The organism is Pseudomonas tehranensis, from assembly GCF_014268615.1.
Classification (GTDB): domain Bacteria; phylum Pseudomonadota; class Gammaproteobacteria; order Pseudomonadales; family Pseudomonadaceae; genus Aquipseudomonas; species Aquipseudomonas tehranensis.
Genome location: NZ_JABWQV010000083.1, coordinates 1 through 19,420, shown reverse-complemented (window position 1 = coordinate 19,420; position 19,420 = coordinate 1). Strand labels below are relative to the sequence as shown.

Below are 19,420 nucleotides of genomic sequence, written 5' to 3'. Positions count from 1 at the left end.
CGGCTCGGAGCCGCTGCGTTATTCCCGGGTGCGGCCATTGACCATCGGCGCGATTACCGCACCGACTCTGGAGAGCGTGAAGGATGGAGACAGGGAGGAAATCGAGGACAACACGATAACGCAATGGCCCAACGTGATCCTGTCCGGCCGGGCTCAGGGCAACGAGCAAGTCGAAATATTCGATGACGGCACGTCATTGGGTACCGTCGATGTGCCGGAGAGTGGTCATTGGCAATATCCGGTGAATAGATTGTTGTCAGGACCTCATAGTCTGTATGTCGAAGCGCTTTATGGCAGTGGGCTTCCACCGTCCGTCACCCGTCGTTTCACGGTACGGCTCAACCTGATCGAACCCTTGATCCCCAAAGCCTATAACCCGCCGGCCAACGATCGGATCCGGATGAGTGACATCTACGCCGACCAGTATCTGGACGTTGAAGTCCCGCACTACAAGGGCATGGACTCCATTCATTCGCTCAAGGTCCGTTGGGAAGGTCGGGTGGGCTATCACGACGGCGATATTGTCGTAGTAGGTCCCAATCCGGGACCCAGACGGCTGCGGATTCCCCGGCTGGAAGTGATCGACAATATTGGCGGCTCTGTGACGGTGGGTTATAGCGTCAAGGAAAACGACGATGCCCAGACGCTTGAGTCGCAACGCCTGACCTTGCACATTGACCCGCAAGCCCTGGATCTGCCGGCCCCTACATATTCGCGTAGCGCGAGAAGAATCACCGTGGATCACGCCGATATCCGAACCGGCTACAAAATCAGGGTGAGATGGACGATCGACGGTGTGGCGCTTGAGGGCCCGGAAGAGGATGTGTACACCGGGCAACCCTATCACTACGACGTTCCCGCCGAGTGGATCGGGCAGAGCCAGGACAAGACGACCTTGGTGAATTACTCGGTCAGGCGAACGGGCAGTAGCGAACTCTCGATGTTCTCGCAGGTATTGAGACTGACCTTCAATGAACCGGCCATCAGCGATATCCGTGACTCCAGGGGCAGCATTGCGCCGGGGGGCAATACCGCAGAGACAAGTGTCACGGTCACCGGTACGGCGAGCAAGCGCGAGCGGGTGCAACTCTTCGATGTGGGTAACCCCGTACCCATCAGCGCGCCGGCCCTGGCGGATGCCACTACCGGCATCTGGAGTGTCACGCTCGACGGCCTGGCCGACAAGCTTTATGTCCTCAAGGCCAAGGCGCTTTATGGCAGCGGCCTGGAGTCTTCTGAGCGACGGTTTACCGTCAGGGCAATTGTCGCCCCGACGCTGGAGAACGTTAAGGGAGGGGACGGGCAGGAGATTGCGAATAACACGACGACGCCATGGCCAAATGTGACTTTGTTCGGCAAGGCGCAGGCTAACGAACGAATCAGAGTGTTCGACGCAACGACGGTGCTGGGGACTGTCGATGTGCCGAGCAGTGGCAATTGGGAATATCCGGTGAACAGATTGTTGTCCGGCCTCCATCGTCTGCGTGTCGAGGCACTTTATGGCAGCGGATTGCCGGCTTCAGCCACCCGCAGTTTCACGGTAAAACTCGATCTGCTCAAACCGTCGGTGCCCAAGGCCTATAACCCGCCAGCAAGGGATCGCCTGCGCATGAGTGATATCTACTATGACCAGTACCTGGAGGTTGAAGTCCCGCATTACAAAGGCATGGATTCGATCCACTCACTCAAGGTGCGTTGGGAAGGCCGGGTCGGCTATCACGATGGCCCGGTGGTCCCGGTAGGGGCCAACCCCGGCCCGCGGCGATTGCGGGTTCCCAGGCTGGAAGTGATCGATAACATCGGTGCTTCCGTGACGGTGGGTTATAGCGTCAAGGAAAACGCCAGCAGCGAGACGCTGGAGTCCCAGCGCCTGACCTTGCACATTGATCCTCAAGAATTGAACTTGCATACCCCGACATATTCCAGTGCCGCGAAAAGAATCACGGTGGATCACGCCGACATCAAGACCGGCTACAAAATCAGAGTGAGATGGACGATTGACGGGACGGCGCTTGAGGGACCAGAAGAGAACCTGTCTACCGGGCAGGCTTATCATTACAACGTCCCCGCCGCATGGATCACGCAGAGTCAGGGCAAGACCGTATTGGTGAACTATTCAGTCTGGCGAACGGGCACTACTGGCCTCACGATGTTTTCGCGGGTGTTGAGATTGACTTTTTGATGAGCGGCTAGCAGAGCGGTGCAGGTGTAACGTTGGGCCGGAATCCGGCTCAACGCTACCCGTGAATCAGAAGACGGCCTGATCAGCCTCTCGGTACTCGAATGTTGCTTACCCCTGAAAAGTACCGGGTAAGGTGATTCGAATAATGGGTAACACGATTCCTGTCAGCTCATGAAAGCGTCTCTGATCGTGCTGAACGGATTGAATACCCGTCTCCAGAGTATAAAAGAATGCTTCAATGGGTAACTGGCCGGGAATACCCGCACGCCAGGTTTCCAGCTTCATGTCACTTGGCTTTTCGTAGGCGCCAGGAAATACTAACGGACCGGTCAATAGTGCCTGATAAAAGGTTGGGGCTGTCGGGGCCGCAGAAGATGGACTGACGTCAAAGCCGCAACGTTGGTCCGCTCTGGGGTACATGACGAAATGGACATACCACTGTCCGGCTAGATGAATGCCTTGTAAGCCGCAAGCTTCACTGATGAAAGGGGTATTTCGATGCGCGCCACAACCCTTATTGGAGCGAGCGTCCGACTCACCGTCAATGGGGAAAAAACACAGAATTTCTATCCTTAACTTATCGTTTGGTATGTTTAAAGGGGGGAGGAAAATGTAGCCCTTGTCATACGTGTATGCCAGACGTTTCATGTTGAAGTCCGAGCGTAAGTAAGAAAACGAAGTCCCGCCTACCCGTATCGCTGTGTCACTGGGGTCCCAGGCATCGTAAGGCTTGTTTTCTGAATGGCTCGTGCCCCGCAGTATTATTCCCGAGCATAAAAAAGCAGGCTTGTCGACCGAACCACAGTCTGCACTGGTGTCCTGATAGCGTCGGCGAAGTTCATCTGCCATTGCCAGGCCCTGGAGCGGTTCAACAGAGGCAGTTGTAGCGGTGTCCGAGGGCCCGTTAATACCGGAAGCATCTGGCTCGTGAACTCGAAATGCTGTACAGCCTTGGAACAAAAAAATACATGCAAGGGTCACAAGTACCTTGTTCATCTTCTTATTCTCTTTGCCAGATAAAATTTATGTTTGGTTTATAAGTTGACTCTTAGTATGTGGGAGAACATTCGCTGCTGCGTGCTGTTCTTGCGAACAATCGAGTAATTGATCAACACCGTTTTTCCGGCGTTTTCGCTTATCCAGGCACTGGGGATATTAAATACATTGGCCTGGCCGGTGGTCACATCCTGTGTTTCAGTGTCGCGCGTTGTTACACCGACCCAACGGGCCCTGACGGTATAGCCAGTTTGACCGCCATAGTCCACGGTCACTTTGGAGGCCGAGTAACTGGGCGCCGGTAAGGGGTGGACCGTTTGCGGATCGATATGCAATGTCAGCCTCTCTGACTCGATCGTTTCACCCATCCCTTTTTCCTTGACTGAATAGCCGACTTCGACAGAGCGACCGATATTATCGATGACTTCCAGTCGAGGTATAGGGATCAGTCTTTTTCCGGGGGGATCGCCAACTTCGATAATGGGACTGTTGTAGTTGACCCGACCCTGCCAGCGCACCCTGATGGTGTCGGTGGCATGCATGCCGGTGTAATGCGGTACTTCAACATCCACATGAGCATCGGTATAGATATCGCTCATTTTCAGATGGTCGCCCGCCGCGTTATAGGCTTTCGGTACTTTGGGTTTGAGTTTTTCCGGTGTCTCTGGAAGAACGGCTTGATCGGCGTCTCGATATTCGAATGTGGCTTGTCCCTGAAAAGTGCTGGGTAAAGTAATTTTGATGATGGGTAAAACAATACCTGTCAGATCATGGAAGCGTCTCTGGTCATGTTGCACCGAGCTGATGCCCGTATTAAGGGTGTATATGAAAGCCTCAATGGGTAACTGGTCAGGAACGCCGGTGGGCCACGTCGTTAATTTAATATCGTTGGGCTTGTCGAAAGTCAGAGGGAAGACCAACGGCGCTGTCAATAAGGCTTGGCGGAAGACAGCGGCTGTGGGAACACTGGACGTTTTACTGACGTCGAAGCCGCAGCGCTTTATGGATTGGGGGTATTTTACGTAATGTTCACGCCACTGCTCGGCGGTATTGATGTTTTGCAAGCCGCATGGCTCACTGACTTTAGGCTCGTCCTTATGTGCACCACAACCTTTATTGGAGCGGTAGTCCGATTGTCCGTCAAGTGGGAAAAAGCACAGAATTTCGATCTTTAATTTATTGGCGGGTGTGTCCATGTAAGGGAAAAATATGTACCCCTTGTCATAAGCGAACGCCAAACGCTTCATGTTGAAGTCCGAGCGTATGTAAGAAAATGAAGTGCCCCCTACACGTATCGCTGTGTCGCTGGGGTCCCAGGCATCATAGGGCTTGTTTTCTGAATGGCTCGTGCCACGCAATACAATCCCCGAACACAAAAAGGCCGGTCTATTGGCCGAACCGCAGTCGGTTCGGGTGTCCTGGTAGCGTCGGCGCAGTTCATCCGCCATCGCCGGGCCTTGAAGAGATTGAACGGGGGCAGCCGTAGCGGTGTCCGCTTGCGAACTAATAGCATCACTATCTGGCTCATGTGGGAGAAATGCTGTACAGCCTTGTAATAAAAAAGCACACGCGAGCGAAATGAGTAGTTTGTTCATTTTTCCGCCCTCACGGGGGTGGCCGATTAATGGATTTATTTATAAGTCGCTATGATCCCAACGAACGTAATTATCATTGGTTTTAGTGGTGCGTAGCGTTACCCCTGAGCAGAGAAAGGCTGGTGTGGTAGGCGTTCCGCAGTTGGCGGTAGTATTGTGATAGTCCGTGCTCAGATTTCTGGCTGTTTCCTCACCAGAACGCTCATCAGTACTGGATGTTTGAATGTCGGGTGGTGGCGCCTGTGGTTGAGTTGCGCAACCAAATACTACAGTGAGCGCGAGGGCCGTCAGTGCCTTTGTACTGGCGTTGGTAAAAGTCCACTGTTCAAGATGCTTGTTCATGAGGGCTCCCGTCGTGGAGGGACTGGCGAGTCAAGCAGGACGTGGAGTTATTAACCAGCGGATACAAGCGTGCGTCTACTGTTAGAAATAACAGGTCAACGCAAGAAAATGCACCATCTGTCGGTTAGCCTGTGCGATCTGTCAGGTCTGACAGTAGACACCGCACAAAAAGCCACCCTGGAGTGAGTTAAGAGAGTCATGGATGTTTCTCTGATGAGTACGCACTAACAGAGGAGGTAGTGTGATGGCTACGAAAGAACTCCGCATGACCCCAAAATATATCGACGGCGATAGGTCGCCTGAAGTTGTCTTGGAAATCTATAAGGGCAAACAACTGCAGTTTGCGACCTTTGTCTCTGCGTCGAAAAAGAACGGCCCCTACTGCCATTCAAGTGGAGCGGTCTCAGGGACGGAACAAGGAAAAGGGCTCGAAGGACGATACTGCCGCCGGCAATATCAAGATGAATTATGGCTTGGAAATCCTTGCAGGCGCCCCGCCAGCCGGCCGGTCCGCATTGCCCGATACACCACTTTCCCCTGTGGAGAGGGAGCTTGCTCCCGCTCGGCTGCGCAGCAGTCGTAAATCCGGCCGATACGGTTCGCCAGTAAGACCCTTTGGGGCGGCTGCGCCACCCAGCGCAAGCAAACTCCCTCGCCACAGAAACCACCCTGTTCCCGGTCCAAACCGAGCCTGAGTGTTGTTTCGAGAATGAATCCCTGTTCACTTCCAGGTATGAATCGGCCACCCGGCCGATTCGGCATGGGCCTTCAACACCGGATCCGGGTTCACCACATGGGGGTACTCTACCCGCTGTAGCAGCGGCAGGTCGTTGCGCGAGTCGGAATAGAAACTCGCACCCTCAAGGTTTTCTTCCTCGGCATCCAGCCAATCCAGCAGTCGTGCGATCTTGCCTTCGCGATAGGTCAGGGTGCCGACGGTCTTGCCGCTGTACACCCCATGGGTCACTTCCAGTTCAATCGCCAGGATTTCATCAATGCCCAGGCGTTCGGCAATCGGCTTGACCAGGTGCGTGCCGGAGGCGGAGATCACCAGGATCCGGTCACCGGCCTTGCGGTGTTCTGCGATGGTCTTGGTGGCGTCGCTGAAGATGATCGGTTCGATGAAGTCTTCCACCCATGGCGCCACCAGGTGTTCGATTTCTTCCGGGGTGCGGCCGATCATCGGTTCCAGGCTGAAGTCCATGTACTCTTCCATGCGCAGCTTGCCGTGGCTGTAGGCGTCCATCAGCTCGTTGTTGCGACGCATGAACGACTCTGGATCGACCCAGCCCAGGCGCCCCATCTGCTCGCTCCAGAGGGTGGCGCAATCGCCGTGGATCAGGGTTTCGTCCAGATCAAAAATTGCCAGGGCCATCAGCGCGTTTCCCTTTTCAAAATCAACTTCAAAATCAATAAAGCCATCAGGCTACCTCACACAGCGCCGTCGAATCGATGGAAAGTGACAGTCGTGTGCCATCTGGGTGCAAATCGGCGGCGGAACGATTGAGTACGTCGACCACCAGCTCTACGCCGCGGGCCTCGACCCGGTAGCGGATCACGTTGCCCAGCAGGCTGTGGCTGCGGATCAGTGCATCGGGCTCGCCGCTGCGGCTCAGTTCGATGGCTTCCGGACGAATGGCGATGCGACCGGTCACTGGCCGTTGCAGCAGTTTGCTGGCGCTGTCGGCGTCCAGCAGGTTGTAGTTGCCGATGAAGCCGGCGGCAAAGACATCGACGGGCGCAGTGTAAAGGGTTTCGGCATCGCCGCTTTGTACGATCTTTCCCTGGTTCATCAGGAAAATCCGGTCGGACATGGTCAGCGCTTCTTCCTGATCGTGTGTGACGAAGATTGTGGTCAGGCCAAGTTCGCGTTGTATCTGTCGGATCTGTTCGCGCAAATGTTTGCGAATCCGCGCATCCAGGGCCGACAGCGGTTCGTCCAGCAGCAACAGGCGCGGGCGGGTCACCAGGGAGCGGGCCAGGGCCACACGCTGGCATTGACCGCCGGAAAGTTGATGGGGGTAGCGAGCGGCGAAGTCGTGCAGCTCCACCAGCCGCAAAATCTCCAGTACCCGCTGACGGCTGTCCTCGGTCGCAACCTTTTGCATGCGCAGGCCGAAGGCGACGTTCTGTTCCACGGTCATGTTGGGAAACAAGGCGTAGCTTTGGAACACCATGCCGATCCCGCGTTTTTGCGGGCTCAGCGGGACGATGTCCTGACCGTCCAGCAGGATCTGACCGGCATCCACTGTGGTCAGGCCGGCGATGCAGCGTAGCAGTGTGGACTTGCCGCAGCCGGAAGGGCCGAGGAGGGTGACGAACTCGCCCTTGTGGATTTCGCAATTGATGTCGCTGAACACCGGTGTGCCGGCATAGCTTTTTTGCAGGTGTTGGACGCTGACGTAGCTCATTGGCTTTTGTCCTTGTTCAAGATGTTGGCCGCCCAGGTCAGGACCAGTACGAAGAAGAAGTAGGAAATCACCAGCGCACTGGTGAAGTGACCGCTGCTGTTGCGCATGTTGTTCAGATACACCTGCAGGGTTTCATAACGGGTGCCGACGAGGATGTTGGCAAACACGAACTCACCGAACAGGAACGAGAAGGACAGCAGCAACGCCACCATCAAGCCCTTGCGCAGGTTCGGCAGTACCACCAGCAAAGCCGCCTGGAAGGTGCTGGCACCGAGCAGTTGGGCGGCGTCCATCAGGTCGCGCAGGTTGATCGCTTGCAGGTTGTTGGTGATCGCCCGGTACATGAACGGCAGGGCGACGGTGAAGTAACAGCCGATCAGGATCCACGGCGTGCCCACCATCGCCAGCGGCCCGGAACCGTAGAGTTGCAACAGCCCCACTGAAGACACCACCGGCGGCACCGCGAAGGGCAGCAGGATGAGGATATTCATCAGCGCGTCGAGTTTCGGGAAGTGGTAGTGCACCACGAACAGCAGCGGCAGGATCAACACCACCGAGAGTACCAGCGCGCCGACGCAGACGATCAGCGATTGGCCGAAGGCGTTGAGAAAGCGCGGATCGCTCCACAGCTGCACGTACCATTTGAAGGTGAAACCGCTGGGCAGCACGGTGGCCGACCAACTGCTGGCGATGGAGTAGATCAGCGTGCCGGCCAGGGGCAGCAGCAGGATGGCGAACAGCAGGTACACCACCACCCGATGATAGAGCACGGCAGAGCTCGATTCAGCGCGAGACATGGTAGCTCCTCTTGAGCAGCAACTGATGGACGACGGTCACCAGGGTCATCAATGCCACCAGCACCACGGCCAGGGCGCTGGCCATGTTCGGGTCCAGGGAGATGTCTCCGGAGACCATGGCGGCGATGCGAATCGGCAGGACGTTGAAGTTACCGGTGGTCAGTGCGTACACCGTGGCGTAGGCACCGAGCGCATTGGCCAGCAGGATCACGAACGTGCCCAGCAGCGCCGGGGTCAGCACCGGCAGGCCGATGTGCCGCCAGTACTGCCAGCCTTTAGCGCCCAGCAGCGCGGCGGACTCGCGCCAGTCCTCGCGCAGCGCATCGAACGCCGGATAGAGCAGCAGCACGCCCAGGGGAATCTGGAAGTAGGTGTAGAGGATGATCAGCCCGGTTTTCGAGTACAGGTTGAAATCTTCAATGATCCCCGCCTGCTTGAGCATGATGGTGATGCTGCCGTTGAACCCCAGCAAAATGATGAAGGCGAAGGCCAGGGGCACACCGGCGAAGTTGCTGGTCATGTTGGCGAAGGCGTTGACGAAGTTGCGCAGGCGCGAATCGACCCGACGCAGGGAATAGCTGCCGAGCACGGCGATGATGATGCCGAACACGCTGGACCAGAAGCTGATTTCCAGGCTGTGCTGGATCGCTTGGCGGTAGAACTTCGAACTGAAAATCTTGCTGAAATTGGCCAGGCCCCAACCGAATTCTTCCGATTCCAGACTGTTGATCAGCACCCAAAGCAGCGGCGCGATCTGGAACACGATGAAGAAAATCGCGAAGGGCACCAGGCACAACGCTGCCAGCCATTTGCCGCGCGTCATAGCATTCACTTGAGCAACTCCTGGCAATAGGGTTTGTCGTGGGCAACGCCGAGCAACTGGCAAATGCTGCCGCACAGTTCGGTCTGCCGGGGTGCGGCATCGGGGTTGAGGCTGAAGCCGCTGCCCAGCACAAACAGTGGCACTTGCCGTTCTTCAGCCAGCAGGCCGTTGTGGGAGCGGTCGTTGTTCATGCCGTGGTCGGATGTCACTAGCACCTGATAACCGGCGTCGAGCCAGGCTTGCAGGTAAACCGCCAGGTTGATGTCGGCCGAGCGGGCGCTGTTGCGGTATTGCGGGCTGTCGAGGCCGTGCTTGTGGCCGGCATCGTCGATGTTCATGGGATGCACCAGCAAAAAATTCGGCAGGTGGCGCTGACGCAGGTGTTCGGCGTCGGCAAACAGATGAGAGTCGGGGTAGTGGTCGTTCCAGTAGAAATGGCCGTGTTGAATCGGCAGTTCGGGGTTGTCGGTATGACGATCGCGACCGGCCACGAACGGCGAAGCGTTGTAAAGCTCGCTGACCCAGTGATAGGCCGCGGCTGCCGTGCTCAAGCCGCCTGCAGTGGCGTAGTGGAAGATGCTGCGCTGGTTCGACAGGCGCGAGACGTTGTTGTGCACGATCCCGCTGTCCAGCGGCACGACGCCGGTGAGAATGCATTCATAGAGCGGACGGGACAGGGCGGGCAGTTCACATTCCAGTGTGTAGAGCGCCGCGCGTCCTGCGCTGACATAGGCCTGCAAATGTCCCATGGCATGCCGGGCGACCTCATAGTTGAGGCCGTCGAGCACCACCAGGATGACGTTGTGCTTCATGGGTACCGGGACTCCGGATGGAAACCAGAAAACTCGGATTCACCAGGGACCTGATGTGAAAGCCAGCCTCTGTGGGAGCCGAGCTTGCTCGCGATGAAGGCGACACGGTTCAACTGCACGACCGTTTCATCGTTCATCGCGAGCAAGCTTTGCTCCCACAGTGCTCGCTCCCACAATTGGATCTCCAGTGGATTTCCGAGCGGGAGCTATTGCCTCACTCCATATTGATGATCACTTCTTCCTGCCACTTCTGCGGCAGTGTCTTGGAGGTTTTTTCCCACGCGTCCGCATCCTTGATCGGGGTCACGCCTTTGTACTGTTCGTTGGGCAGCAACTTGGCCTTGACCTCTTCAGGCAAGGTCAGGTGCTCGGCGCGGATCGGACGGGCGTTGCCCTTGGCCAGGTTGATCTGGCCGGCGTCGCTGAAGATGTACTCGCGAGCCAGTTTGGCGGCGTTCGGGTGCTTGGCGTATTTGTTGATGATGGTGGTGTAGCCGGAGATGACCGAGCCGTCGGACGGAATCAGTACGACGTAATCATCCGGATTGGCCATCTTGGCCTTGTAGCTCAGGCCGTTGAAGTCCCAGACCACACCGACTTCGACCTCACCTTTTTCCATGGTGGCGATGGTAGGGTTGGCCATGGACAGGCGCCCTTGCTTGGCGATCTCGGCGAACATCAGCAGCGCCGGCTGAACGTTTTTCTCGTTGCCGCCATTGGCCAGGGCCGCTGCCAGCACGCCGTTGGCGGCTTGGGCGGCGGTGCTCACGTCACCAATGGAAACCTTGTATTTGCCGGTTTTCAGGTCGGCCCATTTGGTCGGCACTTCGGAGCCGTGCAACAGCTTCTTGTTGACGATGAAAGCAATGGTGCCGGTGTAGGCCAGGGCCCAGTTGCCGTCCTTGTCCTTGGCCCAGTCCGGAACCTGTTCCCAGGTGCTCGGCTTGTAGGGTTGAACCACGCCTTGCTTGACCGCGATCGGGCCGAAAGCGGCGCCAACGTCACCGATATCGGCGCTGGCGTTGTCTTTCTCGGCGGCGAACTTGGCGATTTCCTGGGCCGAGCTCATGTCGGTGTCGATGTGTTTCAAACCATAGATTTTGGCCAGGTCATCCCAGGTGGCTTTCCAGTTCGCCCAGTCATCGGGCATGCCGACGCTGTTCACGGTGCCTTCCGCTTTCGCAGCGGCTTCCAGTGTTTTCAAATCGGTGTCAGCGGCCATGGCGACAGTGCACATGGCAATGGTCGAGCCTAACAGTGATGCCAGGAAAAACTGTTTCATCCGAAGCTCCTATGGGCGTTTTCAACGCTGCGATTGCGGTTGTGTTGGTCTAGGTCAGCAATACCTGAGCCAATGTAGGCGAGCCCTGTGACATTTTGATGTCGGTGCAGGAAAGGTTGGCCCGTGTCAGGCTGGGGCAAAGTGGCTGCCAACTAAGCGTAGACCATGGTTAACCGGCTGATCTGCAAGGACTTGGCCGCTAACTTGCAGGTAGGCCAATGAACCGTTCGGCGGTTCTGTCATCTACCAGTCATGTGCAGTGCCTAGGCTTGCAAGCATGAGAAACGGATCGATGCTCCATCGATTTCGCCCCGAAAGAGTGCTGGTCTAGTCCAGATAGGTAACGTTGATGCGCATCGAGACAACCAAAGCGGTGACAACCATCGGGCAAGTCCTGCAGGAGCAGCTCGACCACGGTTTGCTGGCGCCCGGCAGCAAGTTGCCGGCCGAGCGCAAGCTCAGCGAATTGTTCGGCACTACCCGCATCACCGTACGCGAAGCGCTGTTGCAGCTCGAAGCCCAGGGGCAGATCTATCGCGAGGAGCGCCGTGGCTGGTTTGTCTCGCCGCCACGCCTGGCCTATAACCTGATGCAGCGCAGCCATTTCCACGCCATGGTGACCGCCCAGGGGCGAGTGCCTTCGACTCAGGTGATCTCGGCCCGCCTGCAGCCGGCTTCGGCGGCAGTGTGTGCCTGGCTGCAATTACCGGCGCTGTCCAGTGTGATCCAGATCTGCCGTGTGCGGCGTATCGATGAGCGGCTGGTGCTGTATGTCGAGCACTACCTGAACCCGCAGTACTTCCCGGACATCCTCGAATTCGACCTCAATCAGTCCATCACCGAGTTGTACGCCCGTCATTACGACTTGCACTACGGTCGGGTGAAGTTCGAGATTGTGCCGACCTCGCTACAGCCTGAAGCGGCGGCGGCGTTGAAAGTCTCGGTTGGCAGCCCTGGTTTGCGGATTGCCCGGGTCAATTATGACCAGCATCAGCGGCTGATCGATTGTGACCTGGAGTTCTGGCGTCACGATGCGATTCACGTTGGGGTAGACGTGCCGGAACAACCCCCGGCTGCCTGAGGTGAGGTCAGATCGACTCGTTGAGTTTGGCCAGGATCCTGAACACCACCGTGGCGAGGATCAGCAACATGCCGATCCACATGGCAAACACCCCGACGTTCTTGTCTCGGAAGTTAAAGCCGATGGCCAGCAGGATCATGCCGGCGATGATGGGCACCAGCATGGCGTTGAATGCAGACATCGGGATCATGGCGACGGCCTTGTCGGGGGGCGATAAGGTCAGTTTAGTTAGGGTTTTGCCGGGGTGTGATGATGTGGGTCATGGCCACCTAGAATCTTGAGGCGGACATCATTGTGGCGAGGGAGCAAGCTCCCGCTAGACCTGTAGGAGCTGCCGAAGGCTGCGATCTTTTGATCTTTCGCTTGAGGTTCAAGTGGTTGGGGAGAGATCGCAGCCTCGTTGCACTCGACAGCTCCTACAGGTCTAGCGGGAGGAAGCGCCCTCGCCACAAAGGCTCAAGGCAACTCACGACAGGCATAAAACGCGCTCAACACCTTCACCAAATGCGCCAGGTCGTGACTGCCGCACAGTTCGCGGATCGAGTGCATGGCGAACGTCGGCAAGCCGATGTCCACTGTGCGTACACCCAACTGACTGGCGGTGATCGGGCCGATGGTCGAGCCGCAGCCCATGTCGCTGCGCACCACGAAGCTCTGCACCGGTACTTCCTCGGCCATGCACAGGTGACGGAAGAACCCGGCGGTTTCGCTGTTGGTGGCGTAGCGCTGGTTGGTGTTGACCTTGATCACCGGCCCGGCGTTGAGTTTCGGACCGTGGTTGGCGTCGTGTTTGTCGGCGTAGTTGGGGTGCACGCCGTGAGCGTTGTCCGCGGAAACCAGCAGGGATTTCTGAATGGTCCGTACGAACTCTTCACCTTCAGGCAGCAAACGACGCAGGGTTTGTTCCAGCATCGGACCGTCGGCGCCACAGGCCGAGCAAGAACCGACTTCCTCGTGGTCGTTGCACACCAGCACGCAGGTCTCTTCGGTGTCTGCGTTCAACAAGGCTTGCAGGCCGGCGTAGCACGACAGCAGGTTGTCCAGGCGTGCGCCGGCAATGAAATCGCCATGCAGGCCGATGAGCGCGGCGCTTTGGGTGTCGTAGAAACTCAGCTCGTAATCGAGCACCACGTCGGCGTTCAGGCCGTGTTCGCGGGCCAGTTGATCGGTGAGCACGGCACGGAAGTCGACGCGCTCGTCACCGGCGAACTGGGCGAGGATCGGTGGCAACTCATTCTGTGGATTGATCGCCCAGCCCTGGTTGGCTTCGCGATTGAGGTGGATGGCCAGGTTCGGAATCGTGGCGATCGGCGCCTTGAAATCGATCAACTGGCTTTCGACCTTGCCATCGCGGCGGAAGGTCACGCGCCCGGCCAGGGACAAATCGCGGTCGAACCACGGCGCCAGCAAAGCGCCGCCATAGACTTCCACGCCCAGTTGCCAGAACCCGTGGCGTTGCAGTTCCGGCTGGGGTTTGACCCGCAGGCAGGGGCTGTCGGTGTGGGCGCCGACCAGGCGGATGCCGTCGTGCAGCGGCGAGTTGCGACCCAGCTTGAAGGCGATGATTGAAGAGTCGTTGCGCGTGACGTAGTAACGGCCGTTGGCCTCGGTGGCCCAGGTCTCGCGTTCGTCAAGACGCTGATAACCTTCCGCCTCCAGGCGTTGGGCAAGGCTGGCGGTGGCATGGAACGGGGTGGGAGAGGCCTTGAGAAAGTCGATCAGGCCCTGGTTCAACTCTGCGCGCATAAATAACTCCAGACAGCAATGCGCGGGAGTTTACCGTATTGGGGGGCGATGGGGAGGGGAGAGGGGTATGTATATGGGGAACTTGGGGTGTTGAACCCGTGGCGAGGGAGCTTGCTCCCGCTGGGCTGCGCAGCAGCCCCAACAGCGGTAACCCAAGCAAGCAGGCATACCAGGGTGTCAGCCTTTAGGGCCGCTTCGCGACCCAGCGGGAGCAAGCTCCCTCGCCACAGGTGTTTCAGAACGGCGCCGGGCACTCGAAGCGCAGGCGTTCGCCGCTTTGCGGGTGGGTGAAACTGAGCATGCTGGCGTGCAGGCACAGCCGGGGCCACGCAGCGAGGGCCTGGGGATGGGCGTAGAGGCCGTCGCCCAGCAGCGGATGACCGATGGACAGCATGTGCACGCGCAACTGGTGCGAGCGTCCGGTAATCGGCGTCAGTTCGACCCGGCACCAGTCGCCGCAACGCTCCAGCACGCGCCAGAAGGTCAGGGCGTGCTTGCCGTGCTCATGATCCACCACGTGGCGCGGTTTGGTCGGAGGGTCGTAGCGCAGGGGCAGGTCGATGCTGCCGCTGTCCAGCTCCGGTTGGCCCCAGCACAATGCTGTGTAGGCCTTTTCGGTTTCCCGGTCATGAAACTGCCGAGACAGTTCGCGATGGGTGTCCGGGTCTCGGGCCAGCAGGATGATGCCAGAGGTTTCCCAGTCCAGCCGGTGCACGATTCGCGCTTCCGGGTAGCCGTTTTCCTGCAGGCGGGTGATCAGGCAGTCTTTGTTATCGTCGGCCCGGCCGGGCACGGACAGCAGCAGGGTCGGCTTGTCGACCACCAGGACGGCGGCGTCCTGATGGATGATGCGGATGTTGGACAGGGGCATTCAAACAGTCTCGTAACAAACGCCAACGGCGGCTCGGGCCCTTTTTCCTAACCCTGTGGGAGCAAAGCTTGCTCGCGATTAAACAACACGGTCTGTCTGTTAGATCCGGTTGAGGCTATCGCGAGCAAGCTTTGCTCCCACAGGGGGGAGTACTTTGGGACCCGAGCCGCCGTGGCTCCCGCAGGATCTATCAGCGATCCGGCAGGGTGATATTGAGTTCCAGAATCGAGCAACTGCCCTGGCTTTCCAGCGCCACATGCACATCATCAGACCCGATGTTGACGTACTTGCGGATCACTTCCACCAGTTCTTTCTGCAAGGCTGGCAGATAATCAGGGGTACTGCGCTGGCCGCGCTCGTGCGCCACGATGATCTGTAGACGCTCTTTCGCGACCGAGGCGGTACTTGGCTTTTTGTTGGCACGAAAGAAGTCAAAAAGATTCATTACCTACCTCCAAACAGGCGCTCGAAGAAACCTTTCTTCGTTACATCGAGGAATCGATGCTCTACGGTTTTGCCCAGCAGGCGATCGACCGCGTCGCTGTACGCCTGACCGGCGTCGCTCTGGTCGTCGAGAATCACCGGCACACCCGAGTTGGAGGCCTTGAGTACCGCTTGGGATTCAGGAATCACACCCAGCAGGGTAACAGCGAGGATTTCCTTGACGTCTTCGACGCCCAGCATTTCGCCATCGCTGACGCGTTGCGGGTTGTAGCGGGTCAGCAGCAGGTGCTCCTTGATCGGCTCTTCGCCGTTCTCGGCGCGACGGGATTTGCTCGCCAGCAGGCCCAGCATGCGATCGGAGTCGCGTACCGACGAGACTTCCGGGTTGGTCACGACGATCGCTTCGTCAGCGAAGTACATGGCCAGGTGGGCACCTTTCTCGATACCGGCCGGGGAGTCGCACACCACGAACTCAAAGTCTTCCTTGAGCTGCATCAGCACTTTTTCCACGCCTTCCTGGGTCAGCGCGTCTTTGTCGCGGGTCTGGCTGGCGGCCAGCACGTACAGATTCTCAAGGCGCTTGTCCTTGATCAGGGCTTGTTGCAGGTTCGCTTCACCGTTGACCACGTTGACGAAGTCATAGACCACGCGACGCTCGCAACCCATGATCAGGTCGAGGTTACGCAGGCCGACGTCGAAATCGACGATGACTGTTTTATGGCCGCGCAGAGCGAGGCCGGTACCGATAGCGGCGCTGGTGGTGGTCTTACCCACACCACCCTTGCCGGATGTAACCACGAGAATCTTGGCCAAGGTGTTTCACCCCTAAGGAAAAAGGACTTTTTCAGCCCCTGAAAAACATCTCTTGAAACTGCTGCAATTGGACAGGCTTGGCTGGAATCGGATGCTGGACGGGTCTACCTCCGGTAAACACTGCCTTATCCTTTTTCCTACGTCGTTTAAGCCGTTTTCGCTACGTTTTAGAGATGCTTGGAAAATGCGGCAGTATCCGTTAAAGCCGAATGATGTTCAACACGTCGCCCGACAGGCTGACCTGGACACCGGCCCCCCACAGCGGGTCGCGACGCAGATCCTCGGAAACCTTGTACTGCCCGGCGATAGAGACCAGTTCAGCGCTCAACTGCTGACAGAAAATCCTGGCTTTCGTATCGCCCTTGACACCGGCCAGGGCACGGCCACGCATCGGGCCGTATACATGGATGTTGCCATCGGCCAGAAGTTCCGCGCCCGGGCTGACCGAGGACACCACGACCAAATCGCCACCCTGGGCATAGATCTGCTGCCCGCCACGTACCGGAGAGGTGATGACCCGGGTCGGCTTGATGGTCGGTTCTGGCGGTTTTTCCGGCTTTTTCCTGGCCTCGGCCGGACTCAGCTCCAGCACCCGTTCCCGGGCGCCGGAAGGCGGCAGCACCGGAATGTCCACGGCGATGGCGGCGGCGATGTCTTCGATACGGCTGGCTCGGATCGCCAGGGTGCGCAGGCCGTGCTGGCGGCAAACCCGCATCAGGCCCGGCAGATCCACGGCACCTTCGCCAGCCGGGAGTTTGTCCAGGGCCAGCACCAACGGCGCATTGCTGAAGAAATTCGGGGCCTGGGCGACTTTGGCCGCCAACTGCCGGTCAAGGCTCTCCAGGTCGTTGCGGGCCAGCTCCAGCACCGTAATGGCGAGCATGCTGCCCTTCAGCTGGAACACGGGATCTTGGTCTAGCGGTTCGGTTTGGCTCATGGTCGGCGTACAACGGCTTGTCACTAAAAGTGCCGAGACTTATAACGAGATCGTCCCCGGGCCGCAAGCCGGGTCGAACGATGTAGAATGCGCGGCCCATGTCTTTATGGAAGCTGTAATGGATCGCCCGCGTTTTCGAGCTGCATTTTTTCATCCGCGTTTCTGGCTGCTGTGGTGCGGTCTGGGGCTGTTGTGGCTGATCGTTCAGTTACCCTATCCGCTGCTGCTGCGCGCCGGTCGTGTATTGGGTGCGCTGATGTATCGTGTGGCCGGCGACAGACGGCGCATCGCCCAGCGCAATCTGGAACTGTGTTTTCCTGAAAAGTCCGCTGCCGAGCGTAAGCGCCTGCTCAAGGAAAATTTTGCCTCCACCGGTATCGCCTTCTTCGAAATGGCCATGAGTTGGTGGTGGTCGCGCTCGCGTCTGGCGAAGCTGGCCCATGTCGAAGGTCTGGAGCATCTCAAAGAGGCTCAGCGCGAGGGCAAAGGCGTGATCCTGATGGCGCTGCACTTCACCACGCTGGAAATCGGCGCGGCCTTGCTCGGCCAGCAGCACACCATCGACGGCATGTACCGCGAGCACAAGAATCCGCTGTTTGACTACATCCAGCGGCGTGGGCGCGAGCGGCACAATCTTGATTCCCTGGCGGTGGAACGTGACGACGTGCGTGGCATGCTCAAGCTGCTGCGGGCCGGTCGGGCGATCTGGTATGCGCCGGACCAGGACTACGGCGCCAAGCAAAGCGTCTTCGTGCCGCTGTTCGGAATCCAGGCCGCGACGGTCACGGCCACCAGCAAGTTCGCTCGCCTGGGCAAGGCACGGGTGGTGCCATTCATCCAGGAACGCCTGGCTGATGGCAGTGGTTACCGTCTGGTGATCCAGGCGCCGCTGGAAGATTTTCCAGGGGAGAGCGAAGAGGCCGATTGCATCCGTATCAATCGGTGGGTGGAGCAGTCGGTCAGCCAATGCCCTCAGCAATACCTCTGGGCTCACCGGCGCTTCAAGAGTCGTCCGCCGGGCGAGCCCAAACTGTATGACAAGCGCGGTTAGGCCTGTCGTCCACTTATTGAACACGGAGCGTTGCGATGACCCCACTTGAACCGGTGACAGGTTTGATTCTTTCCGGCGGCGGGGCGCGGGCAGCGTATCAAGTGGGGGTATTGGCAGCGATTGCCGAACTGTTGCCGGACGGGGCGGATAACCCGTTTCCGGTGATTGTCGGTACCTCCGCCGGGGCAATCAACGCGGTCAGCCTGGCCAGCGGGGCGATGGACTTCAAAACGGCCATCGAGCGCCTGACTGCCTTCTGGCAAGCCGTGCGCAGCCATCAGGTGATGCGCAGCGACTGGTGGGGCGTGATTGCCCAGGCAACCCGTTTCATCAGCCACAGCTTGCTGGGCCTGGGCGCCCGGTTACCGGTGGCGCTGATCGACAGTTCGCCGTTGCGCGAACTGCTCCAGTCTCAATTCCACGCCTCGGGTATCGAACAGGCGATCGCGCAGCAGCAACTGCGGGCCGTGGCGGTGACTGCGTTCGGTTATGAGTCCGGCCAGGCTGTGACCTTCTACCAGGGCCGCGGCACCATCGGCGCCTGGTTGCGGCATCGGCGAATCGGCGTACCGGCCCTGTTGTCGGTGGAGCACCTGCTCGCCAGTTCAGCGATCCCCCTGCTGTTTGCGCCGGTCAGGATCGGCCCGGAATATTTCGGCGACGGCGCGGTGCGTCAATCGGCTCCCATCAGCCCGGCCCTGCACTTGGGGGCCAATCGCGTGCTGGTCATCGGGGTCAGCGGCAATCCGCGTGGCCTTGGTTCGTCAGAGCCGTTGCAGCGCAGTTACACCGGCCAGCAACCGACGCTGGCGCAGATCGGTGGCCACATGCTCAACAGCACGTTCATTGACAGCCTGGAAAGCGATATCGAGTTGTTGGAGCGTCTGAATGGCTTCAGTCATCTGCTGCCCGATGACGTGCCGGCGCATGCGCTGGGCGCGGCGCCGGTGGAGGTGTTAGTGATTTCGCCGAGCCAGCCGATCGACGAAATCGCCGCCCGCCATCGCCTGGAGTTGCCCCGCGCGCTGCGCATGTTCCTGCGCGGGCCGGGCGCAACCAAGACCAGCGGCGCCGGGGTGCTGAGTTATCTGCTGTTCGAAGCGGGCTATTGCAGTGAACTGATCGAGCTGGGACGCCAGGATGCGTTGGCCCAGCGCGAGGCGTTGAGCCGTTTTTTGCGGTTGTCCTGAAGATTGATGCAAGCAGTCCCACCGCTATCGCGAGCAGGCTCGCTCCC

At 58.6% G+C, this 19,420-nt stretch carries 18 protein-coding genes and 1 pseudogene; 4 read left to right on the top strand and 15 right to left on the bottom strand.

The window, feature by feature from the left end; genetic code table 11:
• Positions 1-2,182 (top strand): annotated as a pseudogene (locus tag HU811_RS14285) (hypothetical protein); the annotation flags it as partial.
• A gap of 108 nt (positions 2,183-2,290) precedes the next feature.
• Here HU811_RS14285 and HU811_RS14280 read toward each other — a convergent pair.
• The 9 genes from HU811_RS14280 to HU811_RS14240 form a co-directional block, all read right to left on the bottom strand.
• Complete coding sequence (locus HU811_RS14280) at positions 2,291-3,178, bottom strand: N-acyl homoserine lactonase (RefSeq protein ID WP_186656529.1); 888 nt, start codon at positions 3,176-3,178, stop codon at positions 2,291-2,293.
• Between the two features lie 38 nt (positions 3,179-3,216).
• The gene (locus tag HU811_RS14275) at positions 3,217-4,773 is read right to left on the bottom strand and encodes a hypothetical protein (protein ID WP_186656527.1); all 1,557 of its coding nucleotides are present in this window, start codon (positions 4,771-4,773) and stop codon (positions 3,217-3,219) included.
• Positions 4,774-4,812: 39 nt separating this feature from the next.
• On the bottom strand, positions 4,813-5,115 hold the full coding sequence (locus HU811_RS14270; protein WP_186656526.1) for a hypothetical protein: 303 nt from the start codon (positions 5,113-5,115) through the stop codon (positions 4,813-4,815).
• Between the two features lie 721 nt (positions 5,116-5,836).
• The gene (locus tag HU811_RS14265; RefSeq protein WP_092400276.1) at positions 5,837-6,490 is read right to left on the bottom strand and encodes an HAD family hydrolase; all 654 of its coding nucleotides are present in this window, start codon (positions 6,488-6,490) and stop codon (positions 5,837-5,839) included.
• 46 nt (positions 6,491-6,536) lie between these two features.
• The gene (locus HU811_RS14260; RefSeq protein WP_092400274.1) at positions 6,537-7,526 is read right to left on the bottom strand and encodes an ABC transporter ATP-binding protein; all 990 of its coding nucleotides are present in this window, start codon (positions 7,524-7,526) and stop codon (positions 6,537-6,539) included.
• A complete protein-coding gene (locus HU811_RS14255) occupies positions 7,523-8,323 on the bottom strand; it encodes an ABC transporter permease (protein ID WP_186656525.1) in 801 nt (266 codons plus the stop codon). Before HU811_RS14255 ends, HU811_RS14260 begins: the two co-directional genes overlap by 4 nt.
• Positions 8,310-9,146, bottom strand: a complete 837-nt coding sequence (locus HU811_RS14250) for an ABC transporter permease (protein ID WP_186656532.1) — start codon at positions 9,144-9,146, stop codon at positions 8,310-8,312. The genes HU811_RS14255 and HU811_RS14250 overlap by 14 nt, the downstream gene beginning before the upstream one ends.
• A gap of 5 nt (positions 9,147-9,151) precedes the next feature.
• Positions 9,152-9,958 (bottom strand): alkaline phosphatase family protein, encoded by an 807-nt coding sequence (locus tag HU811_RS14245; RefSeq protein ID WP_186656524.1) that lies wholly within the window; start codon positions 9,956-9,958, stop codon positions 9,152-9,154.
• Between the two features lie 214 nt (positions 9,959-10,172).
• A complete protein-coding gene (locus tag HU811_RS14240; RefSeq protein ID WP_047229646.1) occupies positions 10,173-11,240 on the bottom strand; it encodes an ABC transporter substrate-binding protein in 1,068 nt (355 codons plus the stop codon).
• 349 nt (positions 11,241-11,589) lie between these two features.
• Here HU811_RS14240 and HU811_RS14235 point away from each other — a divergent pair, with 349 nt between their 5' ends.
• Positions 11,590-12,321, top strand: coding sequence for a UTRA domain-containing protein (locus tag HU811_RS14235; RefSeq protein ID WP_092400262.1), 732 nt, complete (start codon positions 11,590-11,592; stop codon positions 12,319-12,321).
• A gap of 7 nt (positions 12,322-12,328) precedes the next feature.
• Here HU811_RS14235 and HU811_RS14230 read toward each other — a convergent pair whose 3' ends face one another.
• The 6 genes from HU811_RS14230 to minC form a co-directional block, all read right to left on the bottom strand.
• On the bottom strand, positions 12,329-12,511 hold the full coding sequence (locus HU811_RS14230) for a hypothetical protein (protein ID WP_047229644.1): 183 nt from the start codon (positions 12,509-12,511) through the stop codon (positions 12,329-12,331).
• A 266-nt stretch (positions 12,512-12,777) separates the two neighbouring features.
• Entirely contained in the window at positions 12,778-14,067 is a 1,290-nt protein-coding gene (locus tag HU811_RS14225) for a M18 family aminopeptidase (RefSeq protein WP_186656523.1), read from the bottom strand.
• Positions 14,068-14,302: 235 nt separating this feature from the next.
• Entirely contained in the window at positions 14,303-14,938 is a 636-nt protein-coding gene (locus HU811_RS14220; protein WP_003204542.1) for an RluA family pseudouridine synthase, read from the bottom strand.
• A 190-nt stretch (positions 14,939-15,128) separates the two neighbouring features.
• Positions 15,129-15,383 (bottom strand): cell division topological specificity factor MinE, encoded by a 255-nt coding sequence (minE, locus tag HU811_RS14215; RefSeq protein ID WP_003179111.1) that lies wholly within the window; start codon positions 15,381-15,383, stop codon positions 15,129-15,131.
• The gene (gene minD, locus HU811_RS14210; protein WP_042728954.1) at positions 15,383-16,195 is read right to left on the bottom strand and encodes a septum site-determining protein MinD; all 813 of its coding nucleotides are present in this window, start codon (positions 16,193-16,195) and stop codon (positions 15,383-15,385) included. Before minD ends, minE begins: the two co-directional genes overlap by 1 nt.
• A 199-nt stretch (positions 16,196-16,394) precedes the next feature.
• The gene (gene minC, locus HU811_RS14205; protein ID WP_092400256.1) at positions 16,395-17,132 is read right to left on the bottom strand and encodes a septum site-determining protein MinC; all 738 of its coding nucleotides are present in this window, start codon (positions 17,130-17,132) and stop codon (positions 16,395-16,397) included.
• 118 nt (positions 17,133-17,250) lie between these two features.
• Here minC and HU811_RS14200 point away from each other — a divergent pair, with 118 nt between their 5' ends.
• Entirely contained in the window at positions 17,251-18,183 is a 933-nt protein-coding gene (locus HU811_RS14200; protein ID WP_186656522.1) for a lipid A biosynthesis lauroyl acyltransferase, read from the top strand.
• 35 nt (positions 18,184-18,218) lie between these two features.
• On the top strand, positions 18,219-19,373 hold the full coding sequence (locus HU811_RS14195) for a patatin-like phospholipase family protein (RefSeq protein WP_092400252.1): 1,155 nt from the start codon (positions 18,219-18,221) through the stop codon (positions 19,371-19,373).
• The last annotated feature ends 47 nt before the right edge of the window (positions 19,374-19,420 follow it).